Below are 16135 nucleotides of genomic sequence, written 5' to 3' on the forward strand. Positions count from 1 at the left end.
ATGCCGGGTAAAAGCCTAGAGAACATGCACGTAGCGGTCTTGGCGGGCGGTCATTCCGCTGAGCGCGAGATCTCGCTCAATTCGGGAAAGAACGTCGTGGTTGCCTTGAAGGAGGCCGGCTACACTTCGGTGGAGCTGCTCGACACGGCTGCCGATGATTTTATGGTAACCATGGCGACCGGCGGCTTTGACGTGGCGTTTATCGCCATGCACGGTGCCGGCGGCGAGGATGGCGCCATGCAGGGCGCCATGGAGACCCTGGGTATCCCCTACACGGCCTCGGGCGTGCTTGCCAGCGCCTGCGGTGCCGACAAGGAGGTCTCTAAGCTCCTGTACGCCAAGGCGGGCATCCCCATTGCCCCCGGCCTCGCGCTCGAGGTGGGCGATGAAGTCGATATCGATCATATCGTCGAGGTTTGTGGCGAGCGCTGCTTTGTGAAGCCGGCCGTCAACGGTTCCAGCTATGGCATTTCCCTGGTCCATGAGCCCTCCGAGCTGCCCGCGGCAATCGCCAAGGCGTTTGAGTACGGCGACAAAGTGCTGGTCGAGAAGTGCATCGAGGGTACCGAGATCACCGTCGGCGTGTACGGCGAGGACGACGTGCGCGCTCTGCCGATTGTCGAGATTCGTAAGCCCAAGGACTGCGAGTTCTACGATCTGGACGTGAAGTATGTCGACCCTACGGACATCCATCGCATTCCGGCGCAGATTTCACCCGAGAATTACACTCGCGCTCAGGAGCTTGCCTGCGCTGCTCACAAGGCCCTCGGTTGCCTGGGTATCTCGCGCAGCGACTTTATTGTGAGTGAGGACGGCCCCGTTATCCTCGAGACCAATACCATTCCCGGCATGACCGATACGTCGCTGTATCCGGATGAGATCCGCCACACCGACGACATGACGTTCCCGCAGGTCTGTGACAGCCTGATCCGTATGGGCCTTCGTCGAGCGGGCATTGCATGCTAATCGAGGACGCGGTTTCGTCAGGAACGCCGCAGTTTGTCATCGACTCCTATGCCACGCTTGCCGAACGCGCCAAAACGCAGTCCTTCGGCCTTATCGAGGAAGATGTGATTGTCCTCGATACCGAGACCACAGGTCTTTCGGTGCAGGACAACGAGCTGATCGAGATCTCGGCGGCCCGTCTTTCGGGCCGCGAGATCGTCGACCGCTTCGATACCTTCGTGCATCCCAAGCAGCTGATTCCCGCCGAGATTACCGAGCTCACGAGCATTACAAATGCCGATGTGGCAGATGCCCCGTCGGCCGTTGAGGCCGTCGCCGCTCTCGCCGATTTTGTCGGTGGTTGCCCGGTAATCGCACATAACGCCACGTTCGACCGCTCGTTTATCGAGTCGGTCAAAGGCGGCGTCAACGTGAGCGATATTTGGATCGATTCGCTGGCGCTGTCGCGCATCGCGCTTCCGCGCCTGGCCTCGCACAAGCTGTCTTTTATGGCCGATCTGTTTGGCTGTGACTCGGTATCACACCGTGCCAATGCCGACGTCGACGCCCTGTGTGGCGTATGGCGCGTGTTGCTCGTGGCACTCACCGACTTGCCCCAGGGCCTCATGGCGCGCCTAGCCGACATGCATCCGGACGTGCCTTGGTCCTATCGTCCAATCTTCTCATTCTTGGCGGGGCAGAACCCTGGTTCTATCTTCTCTCTCAGCGCCGCTCGTGCTGACGTTCTCAAGGCCGATCGCGCCGACGATCGGGTGGACGCCGACGAACTGCCGGTACTCAAGATGCCGAGTCGTGAGGAGATTGAGGCAGACTATGCGCCAGGTGGCCTGGTCAATCGCATGTATCCCACCTACGAGCCGCGTGATGAGCAGATCGCGATGGCGCTCGAGGTCCGCGATGCGCTGGTCACGGGCACTCATCGTGTAATTGAGGCGGGCACGGGCGTCGGCAAATCGATGGCCTATCTGGTGCCTTTTGCCGAGGCAGCACGCCGTAACAACATCACGGTTGGTATTGCGACCAAATCGAACAATCTTGCCGACCAGCTCATGTACCATGAGCTGCCAAAACTTGCCGAGCAACTGGACGGTGGCCTGTCATTTTGCGCTCTCAAGGGCTATGACCACTATCCGTGCCTGCGCAAGCTTGAGCGCATGAGCCGCGGCCAGGTCGAGATTACCACCAAGCGCGATCCGGCGGACACGCTCACGGCGGTCGCGGTCATTATGGCGTACGTCTGCCAATCAGCCGATGGCGACCTCGACTCGCTCGGCATTCGGTGGCGCAGCGTCAACCGCCCCGACTTTACGACGGCCTCGCGCGAGTGTGCTCGTCGCCTCTGCCCGTTTTTCCCTGATAAATGTTTGGTCCACGGCGCTCGCCGTCGTGCAGCGCATGCCGACGTGGTGGTCACCAACCATTCCCTGCTGTTCCGCAATGTCGCGGCCGAGGGCAGGATTTTACCTCCGATTCGTCATTGGGTAATCGACGAGGCCCATTCCGTCGAGCGCGAGGCGCGCCGTCAGTGGGCGCGCGTGGTGTCGGCGGACGAATCACGCGTTCTGTTTGAGCGCCTGGGTGGCTCGAGCACCGGTGCGCTAAGCCAGGTTTCCCGTGATTTGGCAACCTCCGAGGGCTCTACGCTCTATCTGGGCCTTACTGCCAAGGCGACGTCGACGGTTGCGCGCGCGAGCATGGCAATCGCCGACGTGTTCGATGGCGTTCGCGAGCTCGGCCGCCGTGCCCGTGGGGGTTATGACAATGCCAATCTATGGATTGGCCCCGAGCTGCGCGAATCTGACGACTGGCATGATTTCTTACCGTCGGCCTACGCTGCCATCGATGCATTGGAACAAGCTGACAAGAGCGTCGACGCGCTGGTGCAGGCTGTCGCCGCCGACAAGCCCGAGGTTGTTGTCGACCTGGGCGATATCTCGCGCCGCCTGCACGAGCTGGCCGAGAACCTCAAACTCATCATCGACGGCACCGATGAACACTACGTGTATTCGCTGCAGGTCAATCGCAGGTTGCGTGCCGGCGGAGAGTCAATGACCGCAGAGCGCATCGACATTGGCGAGGCCTTGGCAACCGAGTGGCTGCCCGAGGTTCACACGGCTATCTTTGCCTCGGCGACCATGACGGTGTCCAAAAGCTTTGAACACTTTAACCACGCGGTCGGCCTCGATCGCATCGGTGCTTCGACATCCTCATCGCTGCACTTGGACTCGAGCTACGACTTTGATTCGAACATGGCTGTAGTCGTTGCGGGCGATATACCCGATCCGCGCGATCGTGAGAGCTATCTTACGGCGCTCGAGCGCGTGCTGGTCGACGCCCATCTTGCCATGGGCGGATCGGTGCTCACGCTGTTCACCAATCGGCGCGACATGGAAGACCTGTACACCCGCGTTGAGCCCAAGATGGCCCGTGCGGGTCTGGAACTCAACTGCCAGCAGCGCAACTCATCTCCCCGTCGCCTGCGCGACCGGTTTATCAGCGAGCCGACTTCATCGCTTTTTGCGCTTAAGGCCTTCTGGGAGGGATTCGACGCCAGCGGCGAGACGCTGCGCTGCGTCATCATTCCCAAGCTGCCGTTCTCGAGCCCCACGGACCCGCTCTCGTGCGAGCGCAACCTGCGCGAAGACCGCGCTTGGGCGCGCTATTCGCTGCCCGAGGCGGTGCTCGAGGTCAAGCAGGCGGCTGGCCGCCTTATCCGCTCGTCGACCGATTGCGGCGTGCTGATTCTGGCCGACCCGCGCCTGGTGACGAAGGGCTACGGAAAGAAGTTCTTAACGTCGCTGCCCACGAGCTCCTACCAGCGCATCGAATCGGCGCAGATCGGGCACTATCTGCAACTGTGGCGTGCACGCCACGAGCGGCGGCGCTAAAGCGGACAAACGAGGGTTTTTGCCATATCGCACAGACGCTTTGACAGGGCGGGGTCATCCAAGATGCGGATGGCTCCGCCCGCTGCGATTACCTGGCTCAGTAGCCAACGCTCGGAGCCGTAATGCACGGTTACCATTGCCATGTCTGCCCCGCTGCGCTCGATTAGGGTGATGCCGGCCCAGTCCAGATGTTCCGCCATATTGAATGGCATCAAGAGCTTTGCGCTACGCTGCGTCCGGGCAAGGGAATCGTGGAGGGATGCGACGTCCGGTGCGTGAGACACGACGGAGTCTTCCGTCAAGGTGAGTCCCTCGATTTTATCCATGCGATAGGTGCGCTGCTCATCGACTGCGATGTCCCAGGCAATCAAGTATGTTTGGTCGCCGTTTGCCGTAATGCGCAAGGGGTCGACCAGACGCTCGCGTGGCCGTGCATCGTCCATCGAGCGATACGAGATGCGGCAGCGAACGCCGTCCTGAATGGCGCAGCTCAGCTGCTGCCAGTGCGACCCGTGGTTGACGGTGTCAAAGACGCGCTGGTTATAGCCGAGCTCTTCGGGTAGAAGAGCATGCCGAATCCGGGCTGCCGTCTGTGGCTCGATCCCCAACGATTCAAGTTCGTGGTTGAGCACAGCGCCCTCGGCGGCACTCAGGCGCAACGGTAGAACATGCCCGGCGTCGCCGGTGAGGACCACACGCTCGCCGCGGCATTCGCAGATGATGCGCGCGCCCGATTCTCGGTCCGCGAGCGTCGAGACGATCTCGAGAATCTCGTCGAGCGACACCCCTGTGATGTCAAAGCGGCTGCAAATCTCGGCTCGTGTCATGCCGCTCTCGCCGGCGGCGTAGAGGGCCTCCATGATGTCGATGGCGCGCGAGAGTCTCTGCTCGCTGGTGAGTTTACGCACGGGCATGCTCGTGCACCGTCCTTTCAATGAGGCGGTTCCACGCCTGCTTGAGCGATTTGGGGGCCACGGGCCTCATGCCGTCCACGGCGTGGGCCATGCAAAATGAGGCGGCGGCTTCAAGGTCACGCACGTCAACGGTCCAGGTCCATCCCGCATCGGTGTGTGCGAGCTCACCTCGCCCGCGCGTGAGGCCGTTGATCATATCGATCTGCGTCTGAGGGGCGAACGAGAACGTGGCTGCAACGGGCGGTCGGTCGGCAAAATCGAATTCAAAGAACAGATAGTCGTTGAGATTGAAGTCCGCAGGGATGGCGTAGGCCTTCGAAGGACGCCAAGCGCGAACGATACGGTCGCAGCGGAATGTCCTGATGCCGTCGGTGACATTGTCGAGGCCGCAGAAGTACGCCACGCCCTCGCGTTCGAACATGCCGTAGACGCAGACGGTACGTTCTTTCTGCTCGCCGCGTCCGTTCTGATATAAAAATCGCAGCGCGCATCGCTCGGCAAAGGCGCTCCATACCGCATCGACGGTGGGAGAGCGGCGGATTGGTGCTTCGTCCACCGTCGTCCTACCGGTGAGATAGGCAATCTTGGAGCGAATATCGGCAAGCGGTGCGGCAAAAGTTGATGAGCCGGCCGCTAGTGTCTGGTCGATGGCGTTGAGCAGGATATCGGCGTCGTCTGCGGTGATGAGGCCGCCTGCTGCAAAGGTGTGCTCGCGGTCGATTGTCCACGAGCTTTCCTCGGTCTCCTGCGCACCGGCGGGGCGAACCTCCTTGATTAAGATGCCACGCTCGAGCAGTTTGTCACGATCGCGCCGAAACTTGCGCTTATCCGAGTCGATATTGCCCGAGCCATATCCCAAGTCAGAATCCAAGACGATCTGCTCGGTCGTCAGCGGTTCGGGGGAGCTGTTGAGCACAAAGAAAAGATTGAGGATGCGCTGAGCCGTTTTATCGAAACCGGGCTCCGAATTCCCCTTTTTAATTGTCGCGGTCGCGTCGCTTGCCGTCATAGAGTCCTCGCATGAGAAGGTGGTTTGCTGCCATGATTTTAGTCCGATATGGAGATTAGGCTATATCCTTGTCCGCTCGAGGCGTTAAGATGGCCCGAATTCGGTCGTTTGCGCTCGCTCGGGGTATACTTTCGACTATATACGGTTCTAATGTGCATGCATTGGGCCTATTTGTCGGATTATGGATGTGGAGCGCACATGGCGAACACCCAGAACTATATTAACCACCTGCTGCAGAACACCGGCATTACGCCGGCATGCAGCGAAGAAGAGCGCTTGGCTGCCGAGGATATCGCTCAGATCTTCCGCAACCACGGCTTTGACCCCGAGGTTCAGGAGTTCAATGCCCCGGCGCCCAGTAGATTGGCATTTGCCGTTACCGGTATTCTTGCGTTTGCCGGCGCCCTGCTGATGGGCATCGGCGGCGGTATCGGCTTGGTCGGCACCTTGCTGGCCATTGTCGGCGCCGTTCTTTACGTGCTCGAGCGCACGGGCCACCCCGTGGTTTCGCGCCTGGGCAAGACGGGCGTGAGCCAAAATGTCATCGCCTACCACAAGGCCTCGGGCCCGCTCGCGTCTCCGCGCAACCGCCCGGTGGTCGTTGTCGCACACTACGACTCTCCCCGTGCTGAGCTGCTCGCCCGCGAGCCCTATGCTTCGTATCGTGCGCTCATCGCCAAGTTGTTGCCCGTTGCCACGATTGCCCCTGCTGCCGTTGCCATCCTGCGTATCCTGCCGCTCCCCGGCGCGCTCAAGGTTCTGCTGTGGATTGTCGCGATCCTCGCTTCCCTCGTTGCACTTGCCAACGCGGCAAACATCATCTCTAACCGCCACGTTCTTCCCTATACGTCCGGCGCGGTGTGCAACAAGTCTTCTGTCGCCGCTATGCTCGGCGTTATGGACAACGTTGCTCCCTTCCAGGGCGAGAACGAGTTTCCCGACGATGTTCCGTTCGATACCTATTTTGGGGAGCAGAAACGTCGTGCCGAGGAAATGGCGCGCGCGGCGGCGGAGTATGCCGCGACCCAGCAGCAAAACGACTACGGCAACACCATCGAGTACGAAGAGCCTACCTACGCCGAGGACGAGTTCGGTCAGCCGATTGCTCCCGACGCTCAAACCGAGCCCGAACAGGGCGAGGCTTTTGACGAGCAGATTGAGGGCTTTGAGGGTGCGTCTGCCGACGAGACGCTGATTGGCGCCATCGTGCCCGAGGATCAGAATCAGGCTGTCCAGGCCGAAGAGTTCAATGACGAGGTTCCCGCTGCTGAGCCGGCGGAGGAGCCTGCCGCGGCCGAGCCCGAGCCCAAGCTCTATCGCAACGCCGCCGGCAACATTCGCTTTGGTTCGGATGCCATCCGTGCACTCGGAATGCTTCCCGAGTCCTGCACGCTCGATTACGAGGAGGGCGAGGAGCCGACGTTTGAGCCCGAGCCTGCGCCCGTTGTCACTGCGGATGATGAGTCTGCCGCGGTTACCGCTGCCGTTGCCGAGCCCGAGGCGGTGTCCGCGATCGATCCCGCGGCAGGACTGGACATTTTGGCTCCCGCCGCGCCGGCGCAAGACGTTGCGGACGAGTCTGACGACGATTACGTTGAACAGCCGAGGCGCGTGTCTTACGAGAGCGATACTGATTTCTCGGCCGAGATTCCCGCGGCAACGCCGCATGCCGACATTGCATCCGCGTTCTCTTCGATTGGCGCCAGCGCTTCCAACTTCTTTAAGGGTGCGCTTGCAAAGGGCAGGAAATTTGTCGACGATTTCGAGGAGAAGCGCGCTGCCGCACGCGAGGCTGCCGAGCAGGAGGCTATCGCTCAGCAGCAGGCAGCCGAGGCGGCACGTGAGCGCGCGGCGCAAGAGTTCGAGCAGAACGAGGCTATGCAGTCCGGGCCCGTCGACGCTGCCGAAGCTACGACGTCCTTTGAGTCCCAGCAACCGACGTCAGCGGATGTTGTTGAGGTAACAACGTCTTTCGAGGCTCAGCAGCACGTCGATAGCACCATGTCGTTTGATGCCGCGCAGTTCGATTCCACGATAACGTTTGAAAAGCAAGGCACCGCAATTGCCGCGCCCCTTCCTGTTTCCGATGAGCAGGGCGACGCGGCAGACGATGACGAGCCCATTGATGCTGCCGAGGACGAGTCCGTCGAGGCCAACTCTGACGAAGAGCAATACGCGGCAGCCGATCAAGGTGATTCGACCGAGGTCGAGCAGGAGGAAGTGCCTGCGGTTTCCGAGACTCCCGAGACGGATGAGTCGAGGCCTTACTCCACGCAGATTTTCACCATGCCGACCCCGAGTGGTTCCGGTGCCACGGTTGCCAATGTTGCTCCCACCCAGGACGAAACGGTCGATTCCCTTATGGCCCAGATTTCCTCCCAGGCATCGCCGCGTCCGCAGATAAATGTTCCCGATCCGGCGTCGGCACCGTCGCCTGCACCTTCCTCGTCTCCGCTGGCTTCGGTCCCCGATCCGTCGCTGCCGTCTATGAGGCAGGCAAACGTTGCGTCTCGCACGTCGCTGTTCGACCTTCCCGATCCCTCTGCCCAGGTCAACGACCCCTTTGCTACTGCCCAGGGTCCCGAACCCACATCGGCACCCGTTGCGCCTTCTATGCCCGTTGCGTCGGGCGCGCAGCCGATCGAGACCATTTCGGCTCCCGCCCCAGCGGCACCCAAGTCTCGCAAACGCGGCCTGGGTGGCCTGTTCGGTTGTAAAAGGAAAAACGAGCAGGACAGCATGAGTGATTGGCTGGGCGTCGAAGACGATTACGATGCCAAGAAGTCCGGTCGCGGTATCGGTTCGTGGGATAACTTCGAGGACGATAACGATGGCTGGAAGGGCGGCGCTACGTCTTCCGATGGCGCTTCTTCCGAAGATATGCTCTCGGCTGTCGCCTCTATGGGCGATGATGAGCTGCTCGGTCACGATATCTGGTTTGTGGCAACGGGCGCCTCGGATTGTGATGGCGCCGGCATGAAGGCCTTCTTGGCTTCGCATCGCGATAAGCTCCGCGGCGTATTCTTCATCAATCTTGAATCCGTCGGCGCCGGTAGGCTTTCGGTGGTGACGGTCGAGGGCGAACAGCAGCTGCTCAAGGGCGATCGCCGCATCATGAACCTGGTCAGCAAGGTGTGCAAGTCGTTCCATGTCGATTGTGGCGCGCTCGAGATGCCCTATGCCAAGACCGATGCCTATGCCGCGCTCGAGGCGAGCCGCCGAGCCCTCACCATCGCCGGCGTGGACGGCACGCGTCTGGCTTGCGCTCGTACCGAGGACGACCTGCCCCACAATGTCAACCCGACGAACATTGCCACGGTATCCGAGGTCGTGACCGAGGTTATCCGCCGTTCGTAGACGGAGCTCTAAGGAGTCAACGTGTTTTCGTATATTAAGCGCCATTGGCCTGTCTACGTGATTTTGACCTTGATTGCCATTGCGTTAGGATTTGGGGCTGCCTACATCGTGGGTGCAAAGGGCTCGACCCCCGCCTCCGCAATCAGCGAAGAGGTGGAGCAAGAACAGAGTACGGGTGCCGATGGGATTCCTGAGTCCGAGCAGGCAATCGTTGATGGTGGATCTTCGTCTGCAGAGTAGATACGGCGATTTACATGATTGAAAGCGGGCGAGCCAGGGGACTGGCTCGCCCGCTTTTTCATCGCGCTAGCGCTTCTTTGGGATCGACCTAAGGCGAGCGAACCATAGGGCTGCGGCACCCGAGGTCAGGAGCGCGGTGATGCAAGCGGCGATGGGAGCTGATCCTGTTGCCGGTAGGTCCTGCGGTAGGGTACAGCGTTGAATGACACGGTCATCGTCATGTGACTCAAGTTTATCGCCGCCGCCGTTGCGGCAAAGATCGACGTGTGCGCTGTTGGTGAGTGCGGTTTGGGGCGTATAAGCCGACGTCGCCTGCATGTGCACGATTGCGCCCCGAGCGTCTGTGCCAAGGATTGCTTTGGCATCGTCAAGATCGTCGTGCTCATCTTTGAGATCATCGCGGTTCCAAGAATCCGCATCGCTTCGAGTCGTAAAGTCGGCGGCTACCGCACCGTATTCAATGCGAATGCCCGTTACGACGGTATTGGACGCAAGGTCGAGTTCTTTCGCCTCGAGTGTGGTGGATTCCGTGGTCGAGACATCCGCCTTCCAGAGGTGCCAGCCGTCGTAATCGACGAGGCGGCAATCTTCACCCAGACTTTCCCTTACTTCGTCGGACTCAAGCCAAGGATTTTCGTGCCCATCGTCAAGTGTCGCGTTTGCCGGCTCATCGACGTCTGTCGAGTCCAACGGCGTCGTGCGATACCACACGTTGCACAGACCATTGAGGTCGCCGATGGCGACGGGGGTTTCGATTGAGACGAATCTCGCCGTATCGTCCTCGGCACACTCAAGATCATCGGTAATTGTAAACTCATCAACCCAGGTAGTTGAATCGTTTCGAGCGTCGATGGTATAGGAGAAAAGCCCATCCGTATTGGTTTGCATCGCGGCACGGTTTTTACCATCGCCGTTAGCCAACAGGCCCTTTTCGATAGGTTGGACAAGTTCCTGACGCTTGTCGACCTGCCCCTTGATCTCGATGGGTGCATCCCTCATCGCGACGGATTGGATTTCTCCCGTATCCTTTATTTCAAACGTTATCTCCTTGGCAAGGTTATAGGTCCGCGGAGACATCATTTCGCGCAACGAGTAGGTGCCGGGTGCAAGATGTTCGACGCGGTGTGGCTTGTCGGATGAGGTCCAGGAGTCTATTTCGGTTTTATCGGGACCATATAAGGTGAGCCGTGCGCCTTCTACTTCCTGCTCACCGCTTGCATCGACCTTGGAGATATCAACCTTGGTGTAATCGTCGGATACGTTAAGCCGTGCTTCTACAACGGGTGTTTTCTGGTCGGCATAAGTAAGGTCGACAATATGGGTTGTCTGATCGAGCAAGAAGCCTGCCGGCGCTTGAGTCTCGACAACCTCGTAGCGTGCGGTGCCAGATCCCAGTGGGAGGTTGTCCGCGCGTGCTTCTCCAGTTTCATCCGTCGTGACGGTAGCGACAGCCTCACCGTCGAGTGCGGCAATGCTACCGTCGGGGCGCACGATATCACCCGAGGCACGGATCTCAAAGATGGCGCCCGCGAGGCTGCTGCCGTCTACGGCATCGGTTTTAACGATCCTGATATTTCCGGTCGCGGCGTGGTCATAATACGAGGCGATTGCAACGGGCGTTAGGTTCATGTCGGCGGGTATGTTTACCTCGATTTCTTCGCCGACAAGATAGGGCTCTTTGGCCGAGGTTTCGCGTACATAATAGGTGCCCGGCACGAGCGATTCGGGCAGTGTGACGGTCCCGGTCGCGTCAGTCGTAAAGGTGTCCATTACGTTATGTGCTGGATACCAGCAAGTTTGTGAGACAGGTTCGTGATTGCTGTCGAGGAGTTGGAAGGTGAATCCGGCTAGGGGAACAGAAGCGCCTGTTTGGGCATCGCGTTTTACAATCTGGAGATGCGTCGACAGAGCGTGGTTGTCCACGATATATTGAAGCTCGGCGCCGTCGGAAATCTGATTTGCCCCGACGGTCCATTCCCCTGCACGTTTAAAACCCTCGGGGACGGTTTCCGGAACCTCGCGAACCGTGTAGCCGGCACGGTCGTATGGGACGGCTCCGTGGACACCGGCGGGTCGCTTGCCTGTGCCGAACCATGCTTCGGGCTGATCTTCGGTGGAGGCAAAGCCATAGATGTTTGTGGTCAGTGTGCCAACAACCTGCTGAGAGCTGTTGCTGACAACCTCAAAGACAACACCACCCGCCGGCTGCTCCAGGCCGGATTGGTCGCTATTGCCGTAATCCTTGAATTTGGAAATCTCAAGGTTAAACGCAATGGGGATATCGGAAACGCGAGATTCGATCTCGACCACGCCTGAATCGCCGAGCTGGTCGGCTCCAACGGTATAGGTCCAGCTGTCGTTGGATGGCAGGTAGCCCTCGGGGGCTTTTGATTCGTAGATGGTAAAGGTTCCTAAGGGGACATCGGCGAGGGTGGCCCGACCGCTTTCGTCGGTCGTGAGGATTTGTGCCCATCCAGGGGTTGATTGCGACACACACGTGAACTCTGCTCCTGCGAGCGAAGATCCCACCTGGTGGCCGGCATTCGTCGCGGCATCGAGTTTTACGATACGCAGGTTGATGGTGCCGGGCTGTTCATCAATGGCGACCCGCCCGCCGTCATTCCCCGTGGTAAAGGCAATACGATCGTGGCGGGGGACATAGCCGGCCGGCGCCTTCGTTTCAACTAGGTAGTATGCCGTGTTGGGCAGAAGTGTTGCTTGCGCTCGACCGTTGCTGTCCATCTTGATGGTGCCGACACGCGCGCCGCTGGCGCTCTCAAAAATATCGAATGTTGCCCCGGTAAACTGATAGGTATTGTTTCCGCTGGTAATAACGGTGTTAGCAGACTGCTTTTGGAAGGAAACAGACACCGCCGGCAGTACATAGAGCATGTCTTGACGTTTGCTGCCACCCGATACGGCCCCTAGATAGCGTCGCGCGCGGTGCGGAGCGGCTTTGATGCTTCCCGATTTTGCGCTGTCGTGGAGCCACCGCGCAGCCGCCACGACTTCATTGTCGGCGGTAAAGTGTCCGCTCTTGGTTTTACCCTGAGCGGTCGTGTAGGAGTAGGTGCCGTCGACATGGGTAGTGCCGTTGAGCATCCATACGGCAAGCTGGGTGGCGGCGCGGGCGCGATCGGGTGAAAGATGGTAACCGCCAAACGACGTGGTGGTGGGATATCCGTGACAAACGATTGCCGCGAACTCGTCGTCGAGCCACACCCAGCCTTGATCAAAGTTGAGCCATGGGCCGCCCGGCTTGGTGGGGCCGGGGCGCTCCTGGTTCATGCAGTAGGCAATTGAGGCGTCTTGAGCTTCATACTTGCCGATGAAGAAGGGCCCACAATCATCGCTAATAGTGCGGAAGCCGAGCTGGTCGTAGCCATCGACGGCAAATGCGGCTCCCGGTGCCAGGCAGCCGAAAAGCAGGAAGAGGAGCAGGAGCAGCGGACCTGTTGCGATTGCGCTGTGGACAGAGTGCGTGGGTGCGTTGGACATGGCTGCTCCTTATCCCTCGTGCGCCGCACGGGGAGGCCGCGGCGCTTGGGATGAGGCTACCGCCATGGTTCATGCGGGTAAGTACCAGAAGCTGACCAAAAGCTTGCCCGATTTCTGACAAATCGAGCTCAAATACAACAATCAGATAAAAATGCAGGTAGAAGATGGTAAGAAAAGAAAGACAAAGGTCCTCATCTCCACAATTGGCGCGGTTTTCAAACGATTCTCCACAGCTAAAACAAGCATCGACACCCTTGTATCGAACAAGACAACCGCGTTATACTAGCCAACACACAAGCGGGCATCGCCAAGTGGTAAGGCATCAGCTTCCCAAGCTGACACTCGCGGGTTCGAGTCCCGTTGCCCGCTCCACGCAAAACAGCAGGTCAAGAGCTTAGAGCGCTTGACCTGTTTCTCTTTTCCGGCTCCGTAGACCACGGAAATAGACCAAATGTAGACCAAACTCCGGTGAAACCGTTTTTCGCCCCGACGCCGACCGCGTCTCCTCCGGCCCCTTTTTAGGGCTTGGGCAAGTTGGGGCTGATCGGCCCGTGTGCCCCTCCCCGCCCTTTTTTAGTTGTTGACATAGTTGACGTTAAAGCAGCGGGGCCGTACCCCTGATACCGGGATACGGCCCTTTTTAGTTGTTCAGATAGTTCAAATTGAGCGCCTTTTTAGGGGCTTCAGAAACTTCAGGTTGAACGGCCCCGCCCTCGGCGCGGTATCGGCTTGGAACGAGCGCGGTTTTGGTCTACGGAGACCGCGCCCCGATACCGCCCCGGCGACGGGGCCGCCACCTCGGGCGCTAGGCCCTGAGCCAATGTTCCCCGCCCCGGCCCCTCACGTAGACGGGGACGTAGGCGGCAACTATCACGCCGTCAACGGTAAGCCCGTCCTCCGGCTTGGCGTCCCGGGCCACCGTGGCGGCCTCTAGGGCCGTGTCCAACGGCTGCACCTCCAACGTCCCCGCCTCGGCGTCAACGCGCCGAATACGGGCAATCTGGGGCGCTGAGGGGCAATCGTCGGCGGTCGAGCACGCCACCAAATCGCCACGCTCCGGCTCTAGCGCCGTGTCCACCTCCACGACAACCCCCCCCGCAGCGGGTACCGCGCCCGCTATCTCAGGCAGGCCCTCGGCGATCATGCCCCCGATAAATCGAGTCGTCATGTCTCCTCCTCGTCTCTCCGTTCCGTCCCGGCGCTCCCCATGTTGCGCCGACGCCGCGCCCTCGTCGGCCTCGCCCCGCATGTCCCGGCGAAACGCCGAAACCCTGCACACGCCACGCCCCCGGCCCCGCCTCGCGGGTTCGCCCCGGCATAAAAAAGCCCCGCCGTGGCGGGGCTGAACTAGGCAAGCGGTTAGACCGATTAGCCGATTGATGGGCTAAAGGAAGATGCTAGGGTCATGCTCCATAAGCTTAGGCTCACCGGACGAGATGGACTCTTCCAGAAGGTCGGCATATTCGCAAACGTGCCCGTAGAACATAGGCTCATAGCCGAACATCTCAATAAAGACGGGTTTGGCCTTCTCGATACGGGCTTTTGCTAGCTTCTCCTGCTTAACCTGGCTTTCCATCAAATCAGCTCCTCAAGCATCTCTTCGAATATTTTAGTTGATTCAGGTAGGTATTTCCGCAGGACATCAAGCAGGTATTTCCGCAGGACATCAAGCGGTTCCTGATTAGCGGTGCTTGCGCTTTCCCGCTGCCTCGGCATCCGCCTCCTCGATCTCTTTGAGGGCGTGCGCGGCGCTCCACCGGGAACGACTGAGGGCATCGGGCACCCATTCGGCATGGATAGCGCCCTAGCCTTCCCCATGCTCCCCGCTTTCCCTGAGCACGTATGAGCTTCGACCGTTCTCCATCACGGCCTCCAGACCTGATGGTGGCAGGCCGACGGTTTTCATGCCGTGCCTGCCGCAGCTCGAAACGATTAGCCCGCTGCCGTCTATCCATGCCTTCACCGCCTCATGGCATACGGGGCACGGGGCATGAAAGAACGTCTCGCCCGTCTCGAAAACGCCGGGGCCTCGCTCATAGTCGGTAGCCTCCTCGCTACTAGCCATTGGGCTTATAGGCCCATGGCTAGTAGCGGATAGGTCATAGCTAGTAGGTAGTAGTTTATAGCTATGCTGTGCGCACACCCCGTCTGACACGGGGTCTGACACGGGGTCTGACACGGGGTCTGACACGGGGTGTGATACCCCCTCTCCAGCTGGGGGAACGTTGCCGTTCCCGCCCTCCAGCCACCCGGTGAGGTCTATGTCCCGCAGCATGTTGGCCTTTCGCCACGAGTCCTCGCGGGCATCGCTGAGGCGGTCGGCGTTTGCGTCGAAATAGGCGCGGGGCACGCCGTCCAGATGATCGGGGCACACGCCCGTGAACCAATAGTCGATGAGCGCGGCAAGGTAGGCGCACCGCTCGCCCTCGTCCTCTATCCTGAGCGACGCGAGGTAGTCCCGCAGTTGAATCTTGTCGTATGCGCACGGAGGCTTGCCGCTCGCAATGCCCCGGTCCTTCCTCATGCGCCTGAGCGCCGCCGCCCGCCGCTCGACCTCTCGGCGGTACTCTGCCCGCTTTTCGCTATCCATCGTCCACCCCCACGAGTGCGAGTGCCGACTTGCGGGTTACGTAGACGCGCCACCCTATGCGCACCTCGTCGAGCGCCCCTTGCCGGATGAGGCGGCGAACGTCCCTCTCGCTGAGATCGAGCACCGCGCCCGCCTGAGCCGACGTTATGAGCCTCCCCATGTTCACGGGCACGGGCCTAATATCCTCGTTCCACACTGCCGCCGCCCCCTCGCTTTCGTCTCGCTATCTCGCGCCCGATGGCCTCGATACGGCCCCGCGCCCAAGCGCGGTAGGGCTGTCTGTATCCCTTGGCGGCTAGACGGGCCGTGAGGCGGTCTATCTCCTCGCCCATCTGCCGCCCGGTCATTCCCGGAACGTCGGCGTTCGCCGCGCGCCTCGCGGCCCCGAGCGCCGTCCTAATCGGCCTCATGCGCCGCGCCCTAGATGAGGCCCGCGTATGCGAGCAGGCTGTCACGGTTGACGTTCCAGCGGGTGCCCGTGTTCGAGGCTTTGAGCTGTCCGCTTTGGCAGGCGCGGGCGATAGTCACGCGCGAGCGACGGGCGATAGCTGCCGCCTCCGGTGCCGTGAGCGGGTTGGGAATATCGGAATAGCGGCCCTCGTTCGCGGCTTTCCTGAGTTCGTCGAGATGTTCCTGAGTGCACATGGGTATATCCCTCCAATTGTTCGGTTGC

General features: G+C 60.3%; 12 protein-coding genes and 1 tRNA gene. 5 read left to right on the plus strand and 8 right to left on the minus strand.

The features are described from left to right. Both I1969_RS02660 and I1969_RS02665 read left to right on the plus strand, forming a co-directional pair. Window positions 1-966, plus strand: a complete 966-nt coding sequence (locus I1969_RS02660; protein WP_195232624.1) for a D-alanine--D-alanine ligase family protein — start codon at window positions 1-3, stop codon at window positions 964-966. Next, window positions 960-3854, plus strand: coding sequence for a helicase C-terminal domain-containing protein (locus I1969_RS02665; protein ID WP_195232626.1), 2895 nt, complete (start codon window positions 960-962; stop codon window positions 3852-3854). The genes I1969_RS02660 and I1969_RS02665 overlap by 7 nt, the downstream gene beginning before the upstream one ends. Here I1969_RS02665 and I1969_RS02670 read toward each other — a convergent pair. Continuing rightward, entirely contained in the window at window positions 3851-4768 is a 918-nt protein-coding gene (locus tag I1969_RS02670; RefSeq protein WP_195232628.1) for a helix-turn-helix transcriptional regulator, read from the minus strand. The genes I1969_RS02665 and I1969_RS02670 overlap by 4 nt on opposite strands. Then, window positions 4755-5777, minus strand: a complete 1023-nt coding sequence (locus I1969_RS02675; protein WP_195232630.1) for a helix-turn-helix transcriptional regulator — start codon at window positions 5775-5777, stop codon at window positions 4755-4757. The genes I1969_RS02670 and I1969_RS02675 overlap by 14 nt, the downstream gene beginning before the upstream one ends. A 198-nt stretch (window positions 5778-5975) precedes the next feature. On the opposite strand from I1969_RS02675, the gene I1969_RS02680 reads away from it, so the two are divergent. Together I1969_RS02680 and I1969_RS02685 are read left to right on the plus strand one after the other, a co-directional pair. Then, window positions 5976-9134, plus strand: coding sequence for a hypothetical protein (locus tag I1969_RS02680; RefSeq protein ID WP_195232632.1), 3159 nt, complete (start codon window positions 5976-5978; stop codon window positions 9132-9134). A 21-nt stretch (window positions 9135-9155) separates the two neighbouring features. Beyond that, window positions 9156-9374 carry a hypothetical protein gene (locus tag I1969_RS02685; RefSeq protein ID WP_022094153.1) on the plus strand — a complete coding sequence of 73 codons (219 nt, stop codon included), beginning with the start codon at window positions 9156-9158 and terminating at the stop codon, window positions 9372-9374. Window positions 9375-9440: 66 nt separating this feature from the next. Here I1969_RS02685 and I1969_RS02690 read toward each other — a convergent pair whose 3' ends face one another. Beyond that, window positions 9441-12872 (minus strand): SpaA isopeptide-forming pilin-related protein, encoded by a 3432-nt coding sequence (locus I1969_RS02690; protein WP_195232634.1) that lies wholly within the window; start codon window positions 12870-12872, stop codon window positions 9441-9443. A gap of 297 nt (window positions 12873-13169) precedes the next feature. Between I1969_RS02690 and I1969_RS02695 the strand changes: the two genes are divergently transcribed. Further along, window positions 13170-13244: transfer RNA gene (locus I1969_RS02695), tRNA-Gly, on the plus strand. Between the two features lie 433 nt (window positions 13245-13677). Here I1969_RS02695 and I1969_RS02700 read toward each other — a convergent pair. The 5 genes from I1969_RS02700 to I1969_RS02720 form a co-directional block, all read right to left on the minus strand. Beyond that, entirely contained in the window at window positions 13678-14040 is a 363-nt protein-coding gene (locus I1969_RS02700; protein WP_195232636.1) for a hypothetical protein, read from the minus strand. A gap of 216 nt (window positions 14041-14256) precedes the next feature. After that, on the minus strand, window positions 14257-14448 hold the full coding sequence (locus tag I1969_RS02705) for a hypothetical protein (protein ID WP_195232638.1): 192 nt from the start codon (window positions 14446-14448) through the stop codon (window positions 14257-14259). Window positions 14449-14676: 228 nt separating this feature from the next. Continuing rightward, window positions 14677-15462 (minus strand): hypothetical protein, encoded by a 786-nt coding sequence (locus I1969_RS02710; protein ID WP_195232640.1) that lies wholly within the window; start codon window positions 15460-15462, stop codon window positions 14677-14679. Then, a complete protein-coding gene (locus I1969_RS02715; RefSeq protein WP_195232642.1) occupies window positions 15455-15658 on the minus strand; it encodes a helix-turn-helix domain-containing protein in 204 nt (67 codons plus the stop codon). Before I1969_RS02715 ends, I1969_RS02710 begins: the two co-directional genes overlap by 8 nt. 224 nt (window positions 15659-15882) lie before the next feature. Further along, window positions 15883-16107 carry a helix-turn-helix domain-containing protein gene (locus tag I1969_RS02720; protein WP_117840649.1) on the minus strand — a complete coding sequence of 75 codons (225 nt, stop codon included), beginning with the start codon at window positions 16105-16107 and terminating at the stop codon, window positions 15883-15885. Window positions 16108-16135: the final 28 nt, after the last annotated feature.

The sequence above is a fragment of the Collinsella aerofaciens genome (assembly GCF_015548375.1).
Lineage (GTDB): Bacteria > Actinomycetota > Coriobacteriia > Coriobacteriales > Coriobacteriaceae > Collinsella > Collinsella aerofaciens_AB.